This is a genomic window from Streptomyces dysideae, from assembly GCF_001514305.1.
Lineage (GTDB): Bacteria > Actinomycetota > Actinomycetes > Streptomycetales > Streptomycetaceae > Streptomyces > Streptomyces dysideae.
In genome coordinates this window covers 252,746-269,528 of sequence record NZ_KQ949083.1, presented here as the reverse complement: position 1 = coordinate 269,528, position 16,783 = coordinate 252,746, and the positions used below count along the sequence as shown (strand labels likewise).

The following is a 16,783-nucleotide window of genomic DNA, read 5'->3' as shown; positions in this document are numbered from 1 at the left end:
GTGTTACGCCGACCGGTTGCCGGAATTACGCACCGGTTACGCCAACCTCCTCATCTCCCACACCTTGCTGACCTGGGAGAACAGGCATGAGCGAGCCGGTACCGCCAGGGCTCGGGGCAGCGGGAGGACTTGCGGGCACCCAGAGGGCAGTGGTTCTGACGGGCGGCGGCCGACGTCGCCGTATCCCGGGCAGTGAGCCCCGGGACCGCAGGCGCGGCTGGTGCGCGACGGACGCCAGGCGCCAGGGAGCGGCTCCGGGTGCCCGTCGCTCACGGCGGGCTTGTGCCCCTGCTCGCCCCTTGCCCGCCGGCTATCGGCGGGAGGCCAGAGCCAGCAGCGCGGCCGTGGGCCCGGCCGGAGGCGTTTCAGGCAGCCAGACGGCCCGGAACCGCCGTCGCAGCAGGGCGGGTTCCTCCAGCGGCACACTGATCAGCCGCCGGTCATCGAGTTCGGCGGATACGGCGAGACGGCTCAGAACGGCGGGTGCGTCGCCCATGGACACGGCCGACTTGATGGCGGTGGTGGAGCCCAGTTCCGCCGCGGGCGGCGCCGGTTCCCCACGGTTCTCCGGCCGGGTGGGGGCACGTCCGACGGCACTCCCCGAAGCCCTGACAGGAGAAGACCGGACCGAGGACACGGGAGGAGGGGGAGTGTCAGAAGCATGCGGGAGGAGGGTGGTTCCCGCGTAGCGGCAGAGGACTTCCCATACGGCGTCGCGCGTGCCCGAGCCCTGTTCGCGCACGATCAGGGGAGTCGCCGCCAGCGTCCGCAGGGGCAGCGGCTGTCTGCGTCTGGCCCACGGGTGCCCCGGCGCGACCACCACGACCAGCTCGTCGTCGGCGACGGTACGGCTACGGAGACCGTGCGGCGCGTGCGGACCCTCGACGAAGCCGAGGTCGGCCTCACGGTCCCGCACCATGTCGGCGACCTGTGACGAATTGCCGACGCGCAAAGCGACCCTGACCTCGGGAAGCCTGGTGCGCAGGGCCATCAGCCAGCCCGGCACCCGGTGATCCGCGATGGTCATCGACGCGGCGATCCGCAGCCTGCCCTGCTGATCCGCGTGGAGCGCGGCGACGCCGCTGATCAGCGCCCGAGCCGCATCGAGCACCGGCAGCGCCCAGTCCACGACGGCGGTCCCGGCCGGGGTGAGGCGTGACCCGGTGGGGCCGCGTTCGAGCAGTACCAGCCGCAGCTGCCGTTCCAGGGCGGTGATCCGCATGCTCGCCGCCGGCTGGCTCATGCCATGCCGCGCGGCGGCCCGGCCGAGACTGCCGGTCTGGGCGACGGAGACCAGCAGGTCCAGCACTTTGAGTTCCGGTGTCCCCGGCGGAAGGCTCATCAGCACTGCTTATGACCTCCTCGGAAACGGGTCTCTACCGGCGCCGGCAGGACGCGGCGATCGTGCAGGTGCGGTCGCCATACGGATCCATCCAGGCCGCCCCGTTGCAGGAAACGGATGCAGGAAGAGAGACGTCATGGAACCGTCCCACGCCCTGCCGGTCAAGCCGCTGCCACGCGTGCTCGCCGGCGGGAGGCGCGCCCGGAAAGCGTCGAAGGCCGTACTGCCGGGACTGGCGGTGGCGGTGACGGTCGCGCTGCCGGCCGCCTGGCTGGGCCGTCTCGTCCCGGCCATAGGGGGCCCGGTGTTCGGGATCGTCGTGGGTGCTCTTGCCGGAGCTCTGCTGAGACGGATCGCCCCACCCGGAACGGCCGAGCGTCTGCGCCCCGGGTTCGCGGTCGTGGGCCGACAGGTCCTGCAGGTGTCCATCATCGTGCTCGGGGCCGGGCTTCCTCTTGGTGCTGTGCTGAGCGTCGGGATGGGGTCGCTCCCGGTCATGCTGGGCACGCTGGCCGTGGCGCTGCTCGGCGCCTGGGCCGTCGGCGGATTGCTGGGGGTCCACCGTGAGACGAGGCTGCTGATCGGAGTCGGCACGGGCGTCTGCGGAGCCTCGGCGATCGCCGCGGTAACCGCCGCCGTGGGCGCCGCCGAGGCCCGGGTCGCTTATGCCCTCGGCACCATCTTCACCTTCAACATCGCCGCGGTTGTCCTGTTTCCTCCGGTGGGCCATCTTCTCGGGATGTCGCAGGAGGCGTTCGGGCTGTGGAGCGGCACCGCGATCAACGACACGTCCTCGGTCGTCGCCACCTCCTACAGCTACGGAACCGGGGCCGGCCAGTACGCGGTGGTGGTCAAACTGACCCGCAGTCTCATGATCGTGCCGATCTGCGCGGTCCTGGTGCTGTGGCGGTCGTTCGGCCGGGGAGCCCGGAATGTCCGGAGGGACGAGAGCGCGGTCAAACGCATATGGCGGGCGTTCCCCGTGTTCGTCGTCGGTTTCCTGACCGCGTCAGCCGTCGCCACGTATGACGGCATCCCTGCCTCGTGGCAGCCGGTACTGCCGATGATCAGCACGTTTCTGATCACCGTGGCCCTGTCGGGGATCGGTCTGTCACTGAGGTTCTCGCAGCTGCGTGAGGCCGGTCCGCGCCCCCTGCTGCTGGGCGCGATCCTCTGGACCGCCGTCAGCGCGGCCGGTATCGGTCTCCAGGCGATCACCGGTCGGCTCTGACTCCCGCACCGGATGACCGGGAGTCATTGAGAAGCTGTGTCAGCGGCCGATCTCGACGGGGCCTTGCGGTAGCAACTGCGGGGGCCCGCGACCGCCGGCTACCTCGCCCTGCACGGCGCAGCCTCGGAGCAGTTGCGCCCTGCCCGGCGACTGCTGATCTTCTCCAGTGTGATGACCCTGGCCCTGAACATCACCGATCCGCTGCTTGCGGGCCAGTTCGGCAAGGCCGCTTCTGATGCGGTGGGGCCGCTGCTCCTTATCGGCTGGGCGAAGGTCGGTCCCGGTCTTCTGCAGGCCATCAGCGGCGTCCAGGGCCGGGGCGAATACTCGGCGGGGAGCGCGGCGGGGCCGCACGCCGACGGTCCGAAGGAGTATGCAGATGCAGGGACGCGGCCCGCGTACGACGACCTTCTGGAGCGTGCCAGGCGGGAGAACGCCAAGCACTGGGAACTGCACCAGCGGCCGATCTCCGCCGAGACGCTACGCAAGCGGCTCCGCATCGGTGCCGCCAGATCCAGGATGCTGGTGGCGGTGATCCGTGGCGACAGCAGTCCAGGCTGCTCCTGTCCTTCGTAGTGGCTCCGCCCGGTAGTCGGCGCGGAGCCTCTACGGTCACGGTCGCAGGTCGGCCTGACCGGCGGTCACAGCTCCCTTGCGTACGCGTCCTGGTACGCCGCTCTCCCTCCGAACACGTTGAGGCCGATGTGGCCGCTCGTGTAGGTCGTGTCCGTCATGTCGATGATCCGGGTGCCGTTGAGGAACACCTGGATGCGGTCGCCTTGGGTGAGGATGCGGACGGGGTAGGTGGTGCCGCGGCGGACCAGGGCCGGGACGCGGGCGAGCGCAGCACCGTCATCGAAGTGGCCGTCGGTCTTGGCGACCAGGCGGATCACGCGCAGGTCGGGGTCGAGGTTGAGGCAGTAGGCGTCGGCGCCGTCGGAGGAGGCGCGCCAGAGGAGGGAGAGGGCGCCGCCGGTGTCCGGGTCGGGGCCGCCGAGGCGGACCAGGGTGGTGAGGTCCAGGTCGGTCGCCGTGCGGGCCGAGATCGCGTTGGAGTCCTTGTCGAAGGTTCCTGCGCGGCCCGCGCTCTCCGTCGACCAGTGGCCGGCGGGAGTGACCGTCAACTTGCCGAGGTCCGAGCGGAATTCACCGCCGGTCGGGACGACTGCCAACGGCTTCACGCGGTCCACCAGGCGGTAGGTGCTGTTCAGCCGGTGCACCTGGAGCGACTCGATGTGTGCGGTGCCGCCCTTGACGTAGAAGGCCATGCCGTCGGCGTCCGGGGTGGGGAAGATCAGGCTTGTCACCGCAGCCTGTCCGTCCGCGCCGAATGCCTCGACCGACGACGAGTCGACGTACACGCGCAGGGTCACACGGCCGTCGGCCGCCTTCATCGGGGCCGCCGTACGGCCCGCGAAGTACTGGGTGAAGTCGCTCAGGCCCGATGCCGAGCGGTCCACGAACAGCTGCTGCGCCTCGGCGTCGTATCCGACCGTTGTGTGGTGGGCGTCGTCGGTCCGGAGCCGGAAGCCGATCTCCGTGGCGGTGCCGAGGGTGACTTCGGCCTCGATCTCGTATGCGATGCCGGCGATACCCGCGAGCGGGTTCGCGGAGTCGGGGTCGACGGAGAGGTCCTTGCGGGTCGTCGTGGACGCACGCAGGGTGGTCAGCTCCGGGGCCGGGCGCTGTACCAGGCGTACGCCGTCGGTGGTGGCCGTGAGGGTCAGTTCGCGGGGGGTGCTCAGCTGGCCGTTCCAGGCGCCGGTCGGGGCGCTGAACGGGTAGTCCCAGTTGCTCATCCAGCCGAGCCGGACTCGGCGGTTGTCGGGCAGGCCGTAGAAGGACATGGCGGCGTAGTAGTCGCGGCCGGAGTCGGCGCGCAGGGCCGTGCCGGCCTTCTGGTCGGGGGTGAAGCCGGTGCCGTTCCACTCACCGGTGAAGTACTGGGCGGCCGAGCCGTTCGTGGCGCGTACGGCGCCGGTGCTCAGGGTGAGGACCCACTTCACCTTGTCCTTGTCGCCGTCTACCGGGAGCGGGAAGAAGTCGGGGCACTCCCAGACGCCCGGGGTGACCCAGTCGCCGTAGCCGAAGGAGCTGACCTGGGTCCAGGTGAGGAGGTCGGTGGAGGCGAAGAAGCGGATGTGGTCGCCGCCGGAGACCACCATCAGCCACTGGTCGTGCTTCTCGTCGCGGATCACCTTCGGGTCGCGGAAGGTCCAGCCGGCGTCGGGGCCGCCCGGGTTCTGTACGGCCGGGGTCGACCCGCCGTGCAGTTGCCATGAGCGGCCCTTGTCCTTGCTGTGCGCGATGCGCACGCTCGCGTTTCCGCCCGGCTTGTCCGGGTGGTAGCTCGTGTAGTACGCGATCAGGCCCGAGCCGCCGTCGAAGAGACCGGAGGTGTCGTCCGCGTCCACGACCGCGCAACCGGTCCAGCAGTGGCCGTACGTGTTCCAGGGCAGGGCGATCGGCAGGGCCTGCCAGTGGACGAGGTCGGTGCTGACCGCGTGTGCCCAGCGTCCTTCGTCCTGGTGGAAGAGGTGGTACTCGCCGTCGTGGTACAGCAGGCCGCAGGGGTCGCTGGTGGAGCCGGTGAGCTGGGAGTAGTGGTACGTGGGGCGGTAGGGCTCGGTGAAGTAGTCGGCGGTGGCGCGGACTTCGACGTTCTGGAAGTACGACGTCCCGTGCGAGGCCGTGGTGCCGACCGCGCCGCCCGTGGTGCGGGACACGCGGGTTCTCAGCGCCCGCACGCCGTCCACGTGCACCTCGATCGTCCTGCCCGTCGCGCGGGCCTCGACGCGGTACGTGCTTCCGGCCGTGATGCGCCGGACCGGGCCGGAGGCGGAGGCGAGGCGGGCGCCGGAGGAGCGGTCCAGTAGGACGACGGCGTTCCGGCCGGCTTCCAGGCGGGCTTCGTAGCCACCAGAACCCTTCGCCGACGCGCGCAGGACGAGGCCGGCCGAGGACGAGGTGCCGCCGAAGGTGATGTCGGCCTTCGCCACCAGGTCGCCCTCGGTAAAGGGGGCCGTGCGCAGGCCGTTCTCGCCGCGGATGCCGCGCAGGTCGGGGGTCCAGGTGCCGGAGTGGGCCGTCCAGCCCTGGAGGGCGGTGGCGAGGTCGGCGGCGGCGATGTTCTCGAAGGACACCGTGCCGGACGATGCCGTGACGGCGAGTCGGCCCTTCGTGTGGGTGGAGTCCTGGGCGGTGATGACGGGGGTGTAGCCGTCGGGTGAGAGGAAGTTGGTCTGCCAGTGCACGCGCAGTTCGCCGCGCTCGGTTTCAACACGCAGACGGTAGACCGTGTCGGCCTTGATGGTGGTCGCGTACGTGCCGAGGGTGACGTTCCCGTCGATGCGGTACAGCCTCAACCTGCCCTGACCCGGGTCCACTTGCACGCCGTAGCCGCGCGTGGCTTTGGCGTTGGTGCGCACCAGCAACGCGGCGATGGCGGAGGTGTCGTGCAGGAGCAGGTCGGCCTGCAGCGCGGTGTCGTACGCCTGGGTCGTGGTGACGGCACGGGCGGTGGCCCCTTGGGAAGGGTCCGCGCGCCAGCCGAGCGGACTCGCCGTCCAGGCGCCGCCGCTCGTGGTCCAGCCGGTGAGGTTGGTGGTGACGGCGGAGAGGTAAGGCGGGCCGAAGGTGACCTTGCCGCCCTGGGCGAGCAGGCCCACCGAGCCGGTGTCGTGGCGGTGGTCCTCGGCGTGGAGGATCCGCTTGCCGTCGACGGACACCGCCAACTCCGGTCCATCGACGGCCACTTCGAGGTCGTAGGGCTTTCCGGTTCGCGCGCCCGGCAGTGGCGCGGTGGCGAGTGTGTGGCCGCTGGCCAGGTCGTAGAGCCGTATGTGGGTGCGGCCGGGGTCGAGGGCGACCGCGTATCCGGTCGAGCCGTCGAGGGCTGCCCGGAACACCAACGCGCCTACGGACGAGGCGGATTGGGGCGTGACGCGGGCCGCGTACGTGCCGTTGGTCGCGAGTTGCTGCTCGGACAGGGCGAGGGCGGGCCCGCGACGGCCGGCGGTCGCCTTCTGGCCGCCGTCGGAGGTGCGGGTCCAGGTGCCGGTGACGGGGATGGGGTCGGGGATCGGGGTGGGGGCGCGGGTTGCTCCGGCGGCGCCCGGGGCGGCGGCCTGCGCCGCGGGCACGATGCCTCCGAGAGGCAGCAGGGTGGCGGCGGTGCCTCCTGCCAGCAGGAGGGTACGGCGGGACACGCTCATGGCGGCTCCTGAGGGAGAGCGGGGAAGGGTGGGCCACGGCCCGGAGGGACGTCCACACCCCGGGCCGTGGTCGTGTGTAAGACCGTCACGGCCACAGCGGCCGGGGCCCTTCTGTGAAGGCCGACGCCATCTGCCAGGCGTCGAACCGCTCCAGGGTCACGTCGCCGTCGGCACCGATACCGACGCCGACAGCCTCCTCGGGGCGGGTGGGGTAGATGCGGGCGGCCAGGGGGCGCCCGTTCGCGAAGATCTCCAGTGCGGAGTGGTCGACGAGGACACGCAGGTCGACCAGGCCGTCCGCGTCCAACGGCAGCTCGCCGTACCGGGGTTCGATGTCGACCGTCGGGTCGAGGCTGCTGGTCTCGCGGTGCAGGCGGAGGATGCCGCCCACGCCGTCGAGTGCCCTGCTCACCTCCACGACCGTGCGCTCCGCGCCGTCCGGTGTCTCGCGGACCACGAGCCGGGCGGTGGCTCCGGGGGCGAGGCGCAGGGTCGTCTCGATGTCCAGCTGATCCCCGCGCACGGCGTGCAGCCGGGTGTACGGGTCTGTCAGCGCGCCCGGCGCCACCTCCACCCGCTCCCGCCGCAGCACGGTCAGTTCAGGCACCGGGGCCTGGTGCAGACGGCCGTTCGTGCCCAGCGTGACGACCCTCGGCACGGACATCGCACCGCACCAGCCGGCCTGCGCGTTCGCCTCGTCCGTCCGGCCTTCCTGGAGCCAGCCGAACATGATGCGGCGGCCGTGCTCGTCGCGGGTGGACTGGGGGGCGTAGAAGTAGCGGCCGCCGTAGTCGAGGCGGTGGAGGGCGGTCGGGGTGAAGGTGTCGCCCTGGTAGTGGCCGGTCCAGTACAGGGGGTGGTGGGTGGTGCCCTCGTCCCAGGCGGAGAAGACGAGTACGTCCGTGCCATCGCCGTCGCCGATGCCGAACAGGTCGACGCACTCCCACAGCGTGCCGGTCCAGTCCGGCTCGCCCCGGTTCTGCGAGGCGTCGCCGGTCAGCAAGGGGCCGACGTATCGCCAGGTGCGCAGGTCGTCCGACTCGTACAGGAAGGCGGTTCCGCCGACGCCCCGGATGCCCGAGCCCACCAACTGCCGCCACACCGTGCCCTCGCCGGAGTCCTCCCGCCATACGCAGTGGTCGCGGAAGGCGGTGGTGTCGATGCCCTCGGGCGGGGTGGTGATGACCGGGTTGGCCCGGTCCTTGGTCCAGTACCTCAGGTCTGCCGATCCCCTTGCCACGCAAGGTAGTTCGCGTTCTCCGTGCCTGCCCGAGTAGACGAGCGTGGGCACTCCGCCGTCGTCGACGAGGACGCCGGACCAGCAGCCGTCGCGGTCGGGGCCGTCGGTGCCGGGGACGAGGGCGACCGGCTCGTCGGTCCAGTGGACGAGGTCGGTGCTGGTGGCGTGGCCCCAGTGGATGTGGTGGTGGGCGGGGGCGAGCGGGTTGTACTGGTAGAAGAGGTGGTAGACGCCGTTCCAGTGGCTCAGGCCGTTGGGGTCGTTGAGCCAGCCGCCGGGTGAGGTGAAGTGGAAGCGCGGGCGGTGGGGGTCGCGTTGGGCGCGCTCGGCCAGCCCCTCGGCGGTGGGAGTGCCGGAGGGGAGGGTGAGGTCGTGGGTCATGCGGCGGTGGTCTCCGCTTCCTCAGTGGCGTCGGTGGTGTCGGTGGCCTCGCCGTCCGGCCGGTCGGTGGCCTTGAGGACGCGGCGGGCGATGTCGGAGGCGGGTGCGCGCAGGTGGCAGCGCACCCAGTGGGGCTGTCCGTCGTCCTCGCCGACGATGTGCCGGACGGGCTCGGTGCGGCTGCAGGTGCCGTCGTCGCCGTAGGGGCAGGACGTGGGGTTGAGGATGGCCTCGCGGAGCTTGGCGCGCTCGACCGGGTCGTAGCTCCCGGCCCGTTCGGGGTCGGGTACCGCGGACAGGAGGAGGCGGGTGTAGGGGTGGGCGGGGGCGTCCATCACTGCCAACGCGTCGCCGCCTTCGACAAGTTCGCCGGCGAACATGACCATCGTGGTGTCCGCGAGGTAGCGCGCGGAGCCCAGGTCGTGGGTGATGTAGAGCATGGCGATGTCCCGCTCGTCGCGCAGGCGCCGCATCAGGTTGAGCACGCCGACGCGCACGGAGACGTCCAGCATCGAGGTCGGTTCGTCGGCCAGGATCAGGCGCGGTTCCACTGCCAGCGCGCGGGCGATCGCGACGCGCTGACGCTGGCCGCCGGAGAGTTCGTGCGGGTAGGACTGCAACATGTCCTCGGTCAGGCCGACCGTCGTCAGCAGCTCGCACAGCGCCTCGCGGGAGGCGGAGTGGCCGTGCAGGACGAGGGCCCGAGTGAGGAAGTGCTCGATGCGGTGGACGGGGTTGAGTGAGCCGAAGGGGTCCTGGAACACCATCTGGACCTTGCGGCGGTACGCCCGTGACACCCGGCGCCGCTCGGTGCGCAGGACGTCCTGGCCGTCGAGCAGCACCTCACCGGAGGAGGGCTGTTCGAGGCGGGCGAGACAGCGGGCGATGGTGGACTTGCCGCTGCCGGACTCGCCGACCAGGGCGGTGATCCGGCCCGCAGGGAGATCGAAGGAGACGTCGTTCACGGCTCGGACACGGCGCCGGGAGAAGACGGTGCCGACCTGGAAGTCCTTGGTCAGGCCCCGTACGGACAGCAGGGGTGCGGTCGATTCGGTCGATTCCGTCGATGCGATCGGTTCGGTCATCGGGAGGCTCCTTCCGGACTCCGGGCTGTACTCCGGGCCACCCAGCGGCCGGGCGCGACCTCGCGCAGGTCGGGGATGTTCATGGAGCAGTCCGAGCGGTCCTCGGGACAGCGAACGTGGAAGCCGCAGCTGTCGGCGGTGCGCGGGGCGTCGAAGAGGCCGGTGAGTTCGCGGCGCGGGCCGGTCAGCGGCGGGAAGGCGTTCATCAGTGCCTCGGTGTACGGGTGGAGCGGCTTCGCGAACAGGTCCTTGGCGTCGGCGAGTTCGACGATCCGTCCGCCGTACATCACGCCCATGCGGTCCGACAGCTCGACCATCAGCGACATGTCGTGGGTGATGAAGAGGATGGAGAAGCCCAGCTCCCGCTGGAGGTCGCGGATCTGCGCCATGATCTCCTGCTGCACGACCACGTCGAGCGCGGTGGTCGGCTCGTCCATGATCAGCAGCCGGGGGCGGAGCGCTACGGCCATGGCGATGACCACGCGCTGGCGCATACCGCCGGAGAGCTGGTGCGGGTACGCCTTCAGCCGCCCGGGGTCCATGCCCACCAGCTCCAGCAACTCGCCCGCCTTCTCCCGCGCGACCCGCTTCTTCAGCTTCTCGTGCGTGGTGAAGATGTCGACGATCTGCTCACCGATGGTCAGGACGGGGTTGAGGGAGTTCATCGCCGACTGGAAGACCATGGCGATCTGCCGCCACCGGAAGGCACGCAGCTCCCGCTCGCCCAAGGCGAGGACGTCCCCGCCTTGGAAGCGGATGCTGCCCGCGGTGATCTCCGCAGGGGGCTTCAGCAGCCGCATCACCGCGTTGGCGATGGTCGACTTGCCGCAGCCGGACTCGCCGGCGAGGCCGAAGATCTCTCCGGGGCCGATGGAGAAGGAGACGTCGTCGGCGCCCACGACGGTGCGTCCGTCGCCGCGGTATTCGACGCGCAGGCCACTTACCTCAAGTACGGGTTCCATGGCTCAGCCCCTCCTCTCACGGCGGGTACGGCGGTTGCGCAACCTCGGGTTGGTGATCTCGTCGACCGCGTAGTTGACCAGGGCGAGCGCGAAGGCGACGAGCGCGATGCAGAGTCCGGAGGGGACGAAGGCCCACCAGGTGCCGGTCATCAGCGCGCCGTCGTTGCCGGCCCAGTACAGGTTGGTGCCCCAGCTGACGACGCTGCTGTCGCCGAGGCCGAGGAACTCCAGGCCGGCCTGGGCGCCGATGCCGAAGATCACGCAGCCGAGCAGCGTGGTCATCACCACGGACGCCATGTTGGGCAGGATCTCGCGGAACATGATCCGCAGCGGGCGTTCCCCGGTGACGACCGCGGCGGCCACGAAGTCTTTGCCGCGGATCGACTTGGCCTGCGCCCGCAGCACTCGGGCGGAGCCCGCCCAGCCGGTGACGACGAGTACCAGGATCACGGTGGAGGTCCCGGGCGGCAGGAACGCGGCCAGGATGATGAGCAGGGGCAGTCCGGGCAGCAGCAGGAAGACGTTGGTGACCAGGGTCAGCGCGTCGTCCAGGATGCGGCCGAAGTACGCGGACGCGAGGCCGACGACGATGGCGACCCCGGTCGCCGCGAGCCCCACAGTGAATCCGACGAAGAGGGAGCTGCGCGCGCCCCACAGGGTGAGGGCGAGCACGTCCTGTCCCTTGGCGGTCGTACCGAGCCAGTGTGCGGCCGAAGGGGCCTGGCTGCCCGTGGAGTTGATGAGGGACGGGTCGCCTGGGGCGAGGACGGGAGCGAGCAGGGCGAGCAGCGCGAAGAGAACGAGCACCACCAGGCCCGTGAACGCCTTCTTGCTGTCGATGAGTTGGCGCAGCAGTCCGCGCCGGCGGGCAGGGCGCGCGGGTACTGTCGGCGTGGTGGCCGTCGCGATCTCGATGGCGGTCATGTCGGCAACCTCCTCAGCGGACGCGGACGCGCGGGTCGAGGCGGACATAGACGAGGTCGACGAGGAAGTTCGCGAACAGCACCGCCGCCGTGAGCGTCAGGAAGATGCCCTGCATCAACGGGTAGTCCAGGCCTTGGACGGCCATCAGCAGCTGGTAGCCGATACCGGGGTAGGCGAACACGACCTCGGTGAGCAGGGCGCCGCCGACGACGAAGCCGAGCGCCATGCCGAAGTTGGTGACGGAGGGCAGCAGCGCGTTGCGGGCGGCGTAGCGGAACATGATCCGCGAGGGCCTGAGCCCCTTCGCTTCGGCCATCGTGATGTAGTCCTCGGCCGCCGTGGCGATCATGGTGTTGCGCATGCCGAGCATCCAGCCGCCGATGGAGACCAGCACGATGGTCAGCGCGGGCAGCACCAGGTGGGTGGCGACATCGGCGAGGAACTCGCCGTTGAAGCCGGGAGTCAGGCCGACGTCGTAGGCGTGCCGCAGTGGGAACCAGCCCAGGCTCACGCCGAACAGGTACAGCGCGCCCATCGCCAGCCAGAAGTACGGGAACGAGCCGACGAAGATCAGCAGGGGCGGGAAGGCGGAGTCGAGGACGCCGCCGCGCCGCCAGGCGGCGACGATGCCGAGCAGGTTGCCGGCCACGGCGGCGATGACGAGCGCGACGCCGCCGAGGAGCAGGGTCCAGCCGATCTGCGAACCGATCACCTCGGAGACCGGGGTCGGGAAGCGGGAGATGGAGATGCCGAGGTCGCCGGTGAAGACGCTCTTGACGTAGGAGACGTACTGCTCCCAGAGGGGGCGGTCGTCCAGGCCGAAGAGTTTTCGCAACTGGGCTATCTGGTCGGGCTGCATCGAGCCCTGGGCCTGCGCGAACATCCGGGAGACCGGGTCGCCCGGCATGAAACGCGGGAGAACGAAGTTCAGGGTGATGGAGGCCCAGAAGGCGAGCAGATAGAACCCCAGGTTGCGCAGGATGAGACGCACGGGTCGTGCTCCCTGTCAGTAGGGGGCGAACGGTGAGGCGGTGCGCGGGGGCGGCCGTCCGGGGAGGAGGGCGGCCGCCGGTCCGCGGGCGGCGTCAGCCCTTGACGGGCTTCAGCGACGTGAGCACGAGGATCGTGCTGCCGTTGCGGTTGCCGAGGGTGGCGTACGGGTTCTTCTCGGTGGGCCAGCCGGTGAAGCGGGCGTCCGTGTACGCGCCCCATTCGGGGCCGGTGAACAGCGGGACGACAGGCGCGTCCTCGTTGTACAGCTCCTGCAGACCGTTCATCTGCTCGCGCTGCGTCTTCTCGTCGGTGGCGGCGGCGAAGGCGTCGATGAGCCTGTCGGCCTTCTCGTCTCCGAAGCGGTGGTAGTTCTCGGTGGCCTGCTTGCCGACCGGCTGGAGCATCTTGGTCGACATCACGCCGCGGTAGTACTCGTACGGGGTGGCGCCGTTGTTGCTCCACACGATGCCGGTGTCGAACGTGCCGGTGTTGTACGACGACGAGACGGCCGACCAGTCGGGCGTCTTCACGGTAGCGGTGATGCCGACCTTCGCCAGGTCCTGCTTGATGATGTTGGCGACCGAGATCCAGTCGGTGGAGGCGGAGCCGACGGAGATGTCGAGCGTGAAGTCCTTGCCGTTCTTCAGCTTCCGCTTGCCGCCGCTCTCCTTGTAGCCGGCCGCGTCGAGGGCTTTCGCCGCCGCGTCGGTGTCGCGCTTCGTCCAGGTGCAGGAGGCGGCGAGGGAGGTGTCGCGCCACTCGTCGTACGTGCGGGCCAGACCCGTGCAGTCGGCGGGTTCGGCGTAGCCGTTCATCGCGACCTTGGTGATCTGGTCGCGGTCGACGGCCATGCTGAGCGCCTTGCGGACGGCAGGGTCGTTGAACGGCGCCTTGGTGGTGTTCAACTGCCAGTTGATCACGGCGCCGGTGGCCGGGAACCAGTAGTGGTTGTGCTTCTTGTCCTTGGCGACGAAGGACTTCTCGATGTCCGGGATGAACGACTGTGTCCAGTCCACCTCGCCGTTGGTGAAGGCGAGGTTGGCGCTGTCGTTGCCGGAGAAGGCGAGCATCTGGATGCCGGCGATCCGCTGCTTGGCGGGCTGCCAGTAGTCGGGGTTCTTGCGCAGCTCGTACGACTGGTTCTGGAACTTGTCGACCTTGGTGTACGGGCCGGTGCCGATCGGGTTCGGGTTGGTGAATTTCGCCGGGTCCTTCACCTTGGACCAGATGTGCTTCGGCAGGATGTAGTGGCTGCCGATCTCGAAGAAGGCGGGCGAGAAGGGCTTGCTGAAGGAGAACTTCACCGTCTGGGCGTCGACCGCGGTGACCTTGTCGAGGTAGTCGAAGCCGCCCAGCACCTTCTTCTGGAGCTCGAAGGTGTAGACGACGTCATCGGCGGTGAGCGGCTTGCCGTCCGACCACTTGACGCCCTCGCGCAGCGTGAAGGTGAGGGACTTGCCGTCCTTGGCCTGCTCCCATTTGGTGGCCAGCCACGGAGTGTCCTTGGCGTCCGCCATGCTGTGCACCACGAGCGGCTCGTAGACGGCCTCCTTGGTCATGGGGGCGGCCTGCGGGGAGAGCGGGTTGAAGTTGCGCGTGAACGTCGCCAGGTCCTCGCGCGGGATGGTGAGCAGCTGGTTGCCGGAGGTGTCACCGGCGCCCGAGGCGCCCGAGCCACCCGTACAGGCGGACAGGACCAGGGCTGCGGCGGCGGTCGCGGTGACCGCTCTCAGGGCGGGCCGAAGCCGCCGTGAGGCTATGGAGGGTGCCATAATGGAGACTCTTTTCCTCTCTTCAACACACAGGGCGAAGGCGGGGATGGGATTACTCGGCGGGCTGATTAGCGGTCAGACCGACGAGCGTTCGAGCAGCGGGCAGTCGATCGTCACCCGGTGGGTGTCGAGCGGCTGCCCCGCTGCGAGAGCGGCGAGCATGTCGACGCCTTTGGTGCCCATGGCTTCGAAGGGCAGGGCGAGCGTCGTCAGCTTCGGCCGCAGATAGGCGGCGATGAGTTCCTGGTTGTCGAACCCCACCACGGCCACGTCGTGCGGGATGCGCAGCCCACGTTCCTTGATCGCGTCGTACGCGCCCATCGCCATCCGGTCGTTCCCGCAGAACAGCGCGGTCGGCCGGGCGGCGGCCGGGCGGTCCAGCAGTTCGCAGGCGGCGGTGTAGGCGCCGTCGGCGGTGGCCCAGCCAGGGATGACGAGGGAGGGCTCGGGGGTGATCCCGGCCTCGCGCAGGGCACGTTCGTACCCCTCGCGTCTGCCGATGGCGGCCGGGATCGCCGGGTCGAGGTTGATGAACCCGATGCGGGTGTGCCCGGCGTCGAGGAGCCGGCGGGTCGCCCGGTGTCCCCCCGACTCCTCGTCGGGCAGGATGCACGGCAGCTCCCCTTCCGCGTCGTAGCAGTTGACGAGCACCGTCGGCACCTCGCGGGCGGCCTTGGGGAGGGTGACGGCCCGGTGCCAGGTCGTGGCGTACAGCAGCCCTTCCACGCGGTGCTCCAGCATCTGGTCGAGCGCGGCTGCCTCCTGCGCGGGGTCGCCCTCGCTCGCGGCGATCAGCAGGAACCTCCGGTCGCCCCAGGCGCGGCTCTGCGCGCCCGTGATCACCTCGGCCGCGAAGGGGCCGGTCACGATCTCGGTGATCAGTCCGAACCACCCGCTGCGGTTCGCGGCCAGCGCCCGCGCCCCGGCGTTGGGCCGGTAGCCGAGCTCGTCGATCGCCTCCAGGATCCGCCGACGGGTCTCGTCGGGGATGGCGGCACCGGGCTTGTCATTGAGAACGAAGGAGACCGTGGTCCGCGAGACGCCCGCGAGGCGGGCCACGTCGCTCATGGTCACGCGACGCGTCTTGTTCGTGGCCACTTTCGGTTCCCTTCGGCCGCACGGAGGAGGGACAGCACCTCCGGTTTCGCGCTTTAATAACGCGCGTTACTTCCTTGTGGCAGGGAAGTTACGTCCGTCTTGAGCGGCATGTCAATACCTACGCATGGGCTGCATCAGGCCACCGGCCCGGTGTCCCTCGTTTACCCGCGCTCTTCCTGAGAGAGGCAGACAGCCACCATGGCCCGACCCCAGGCCCCCAGCAGCGTCACCGTCCTCGGCGAGTGCGTCGCCGACGCCTTCACCGACCCCGCCCGGGCCACCCCCACCGAACTAGGGGGTGTTTCGAAAGTCCTGTGCGGTGCCCGCGGTGTCCGGTGCGTGCTCTCGGCGCGCCGGACGAAAGCCCTCGTACTGGACGTACTTGGGCTTTTGGCCGGTGCGGCGAGTGGGGGCACCTCCCACGCCCTTGAGGCAGTGGGGGAGCGTGCCGGACGCCGCTCCTCAACGGGCGAACGTTGCCTGCCGGGGCGCTAGCCCTGCGCGTCCTGCCCGGTGGCGGCCCCGCGAACACCGCCGTCGCCCTCGCCCGTCTCGGTACCCCGACCCGCTTCCTCGGGCGGCTGGCCAACGACGTCTTCGGCACTCTCTTCCGCCACCGCCTCAGCGCCTCCGGCGTCGACCTGACCGGCAGCGTGAGCGCCCGAGTCAAGCACCCTCGCCATCGCCGACCTGGATGAGACGGCCAGGCCATCTACTCCTTCTTCGCCGACGGCGCCGCCGACTGGCAGTGGACCGACGACGAACTGGCCGCCACCACGCAGGACGACACCGTCTGCTTGCACACCGGATCCCTGGCACTGATACGCCAGCCCGGCGGCAGCCGCATCGAGGACCACCTCGCCAAGGCCCGTGAGCAAACCAGGGTGTCCATCGACCCCAAACGTCCGCCCCCTGCTCGTACCGCCCGCCGTCTACCGCCAACGGCTCGACAGCTGATGCGCCCTCGCCGACATCCTCTGCCTCAGCGAGGACGACCTCGCCCTGCTCCTCCCCGGAGCCGGCCCCGAAGAAGCCTGCGACACCTGGCATGCGACTGGCGCCCGCCTCGTCATCATCACTCTCGGTAGCCGCGGGGCCCTCGCCCCTCTCGGCGGCGTACGCGTCACGATCCCGGCGTCGGCCGTCGACGTCATCGACACCGTCGGCGCCGGAGACTCCTTTACCGCCGGACTGCTCCACCACCTCGGCACCCGCGGGCTCCTCGGTGGACGCCCGGTCGGTCTCGGGCTCGACGATGTCGCGGGAAGCCTGCCGGTTCGCCACCCGCGTCGCAGCCCTGACCTGCTTGGTCGCCGGCCTCAGCCCGCCGTAGCAGCGACAGCTGGTGCACCTCGCGACCGCCGACAACGCATGACGGACGAACGAGCCGCAGCCGGAGCAATCCCGGCCGACAGGTCGGCCCCGAGATCGGGACGGCGAAGGGCACGGTGGCTCGCACCGCCGGCCCAGCAGATCACTCGTCAGCCGCGCCGGTGACCTGTGAGTGAACCCTGCGCGAGACGAACCCTGTGTGGGATCGG

The 16,783-nt window shown here is 70.2% G+C and carries 11 protein-coding genes and 1 pseudogene; 3 read left to right on the top strand and 9 right to left on the bottom strand.

Annotation, left to right across the window (positions count from 1 at the left end; genetic code table 11):
• Positions 1-310 precede the first annotated feature (310 nt).
• Positions 311-1,342 carry a LysR family transcriptional regulator gene (locus AQJ91_RS17475; RefSeq protein WP_067022144.1) on the bottom strand — a complete coding sequence of 344 codons (1,032 nt, stop codon included), beginning with the start codon at positions 1,340-1,342 and terminating at the stop codon, positions 311-313.
• A gap of 136 nt (positions 1,343-1,478) precedes the next feature.
• Between AQJ91_RS17475 and AQJ91_RS17470 the strand changes: the two genes are divergently transcribed.
• Together AQJ91_RS17470 and AQJ91_RS17465 are read left to right on the top strand one after the other, a co-directional pair.
• Positions 1,479-2,573, top strand: coding sequence for a YeiH family protein (locus tag AQJ91_RS17470; RefSeq protein WP_079085022.1), 1,095 nt, complete (start codon positions 1,479-1,481; stop codon positions 2,571-2,573).
• Positions 2,574-2,744: 171 nt separating this feature from the next.
• Positions 2,745-3,149 (top strand): hypothetical protein, encoded by a 405-nt coding sequence (locus AQJ91_RS17465; protein ID WP_159054592.1) that lies wholly within the window; start codon positions 2,745-2,747, stop codon positions 3,147-3,149.
• Between the two features lie 65 nt (positions 3,150-3,214).
• Here the strand turns inward: AQJ91_RS17465 and AQJ91_RS17460 are convergent, their stop codons facing one another.
• The 8 genes from AQJ91_RS17460 to AQJ91_RS17425 form a co-directional block, all read right to left on the bottom strand.
• On the bottom strand, positions 3,215-6,787 hold the full coding sequence (locus AQJ91_RS17460) for a glycoside hydrolase family 32 protein (RefSeq protein WP_067022051.1): 3,573 nt from the start codon (positions 6,785-6,787) through the stop codon (positions 3,215-3,217).
• An 85-nt stretch (positions 6,788-6,872) separates the two neighbouring features.
• Positions 6,873-8,408 (bottom strand): glycoside hydrolase family 32 protein, encoded by a 1,536-nt coding sequence (locus AQJ91_RS17455; protein ID WP_067022048.1) that lies wholly within the window; start codon positions 8,406-8,408, stop codon positions 6,873-6,875.
• Positions 8,405-9,493, bottom strand: coding sequence for an ABC transporter ATP-binding protein (locus tag AQJ91_RS17450; RefSeq protein ID WP_067022046.1), 1,089 nt, complete (start codon positions 9,491-9,493; stop codon positions 8,405-8,407). Before AQJ91_RS17450 ends, AQJ91_RS17455 begins: the two co-directional genes overlap by 4 nt.
• Positions 9,490-10,455 carry an ABC transporter ATP-binding protein gene (locus AQJ91_RS17445; protein ID WP_067022045.1) on the bottom strand — a complete coding sequence of 322 codons (966 nt, stop codon included), beginning with the start codon at positions 10,453-10,455 and terminating at the stop codon, positions 9,490-9,492. The genes AQJ91_RS17450 and AQJ91_RS17445 overlap by 4 nt, the downstream gene beginning before the upstream one ends.
• Before the next feature lie 3 nt (positions 10,456-10,458).
• The gene (locus AQJ91_RS17440; protein ID WP_067022140.1) at positions 10,459-11,379 is read right to left on the bottom strand and encodes an ABC transporter permease; all 921 of its coding nucleotides are present in this window, start codon (positions 11,377-11,379) and stop codon (positions 10,459-10,461) included.
• A 13-nt stretch (positions 11,380-11,392) separates the two neighbouring features.
• Positions 11,393-12,370 carry an ABC transporter permease gene (locus AQJ91_RS17435; protein WP_067022042.1) on the bottom strand — a complete coding sequence of 326 codons (978 nt, stop codon included), beginning with the start codon at positions 12,368-12,370 and terminating at the stop codon, positions 11,393-11,395.
• 94 nt (positions 12,371-12,464) lie between these two features.
• Complete coding sequence (locus AQJ91_RS17430) at positions 12,465-14,144, bottom strand: ABC transporter substrate-binding protein (protein WP_067022040.1); 1,680 nt, start codon at positions 14,142-14,144, stop codon at positions 12,465-12,467.
• 75 nt (positions 14,145-14,219) lie between these two features.
• Positions 14,220-15,242, bottom strand: coding sequence for a LacI family DNA-binding transcriptional regulator (locus AQJ91_RS17425; protein WP_079085021.1), 1,023 nt, complete (start codon positions 15,240-15,242; stop codon positions 14,220-14,222).
• A 476-nt stretch (positions 15,243-15,718) separates the two neighbouring features.
• Between AQJ91_RS17425 and AQJ91_RS49500 the strand changes: the two are divergent.
• A pseudogene (locus AQJ91_RS49500) lies at positions 15,719-16,575 on the top strand (carbohydrate kinase family protein).
• Positions 16,576-16,783 lie beyond the last annotated feature (208 nt).

Excerpts from the sequence above, each read along its gene's own strand:
- AQJ91_RS17475 (WP_067022144.1), bottom strand. The coding sequence starts at position 1,342 with ATGAGCCTTCCGCCGGGGACACCGGAACTCAAAGTGCTGGACCTGCTG.
- AQJ91_RS17470 (WP_079085022.1), top strand. The coding sequence starts at position 1,479 with ATGGAACCGTCCCACGCCCTGCCGGTCAAGCCGCTGCCACGCGTGCTC.
- AQJ91_RS17465 (WP_159054592.1), top strand. The coding sequence starts at position 2,745 with ATGACCCTGGCCCTGAACATCACCGATCCGCTGCTTGCGGGCCAGTTC.
- AQJ91_RS17460 (WP_067022051.1), bottom strand. The coding sequence starts at position 6,787 with ATGAGCGTGTCCCGCCGTACCCTCCTGCTGGCAGGAGGCACCGCCGCC.
- AQJ91_RS17455 (WP_067022048.1), bottom strand. The coding sequence starts at position 8,408 with ATGACCCACGACCTCACCCTCCCCTCCGGCACTCCCACCGCCGAGGGG.
- AQJ91_RS17450 (WP_067022046.1), bottom strand. The coding sequence starts at position 9,493 with ATGACCGAACCGATCGCATCGACGGAATCGACCGAATCGACCGCACCC.
- AQJ91_RS17445 (WP_067022045.1), bottom strand. The coding sequence starts at position 10,455 with ATGGAACCCGTACTTGAGGTAAGTGGCCTGCGCGTCGAATACCGCGGC.
- AQJ91_RS17440 (WP_067022140.1), bottom strand. The coding sequence starts at position 11,379 with ATGACCGCCATCGAGATCGCGACGGCCACCACGCCGACAGTACCCGCG.
- AQJ91_RS17430 (WP_067022040.1), bottom strand. The coding sequence starts at position 14,144 with ATGGCACCCTCCATAGCCTCACGGCGGCTTCGGCCCGCCCTGAGAGCG.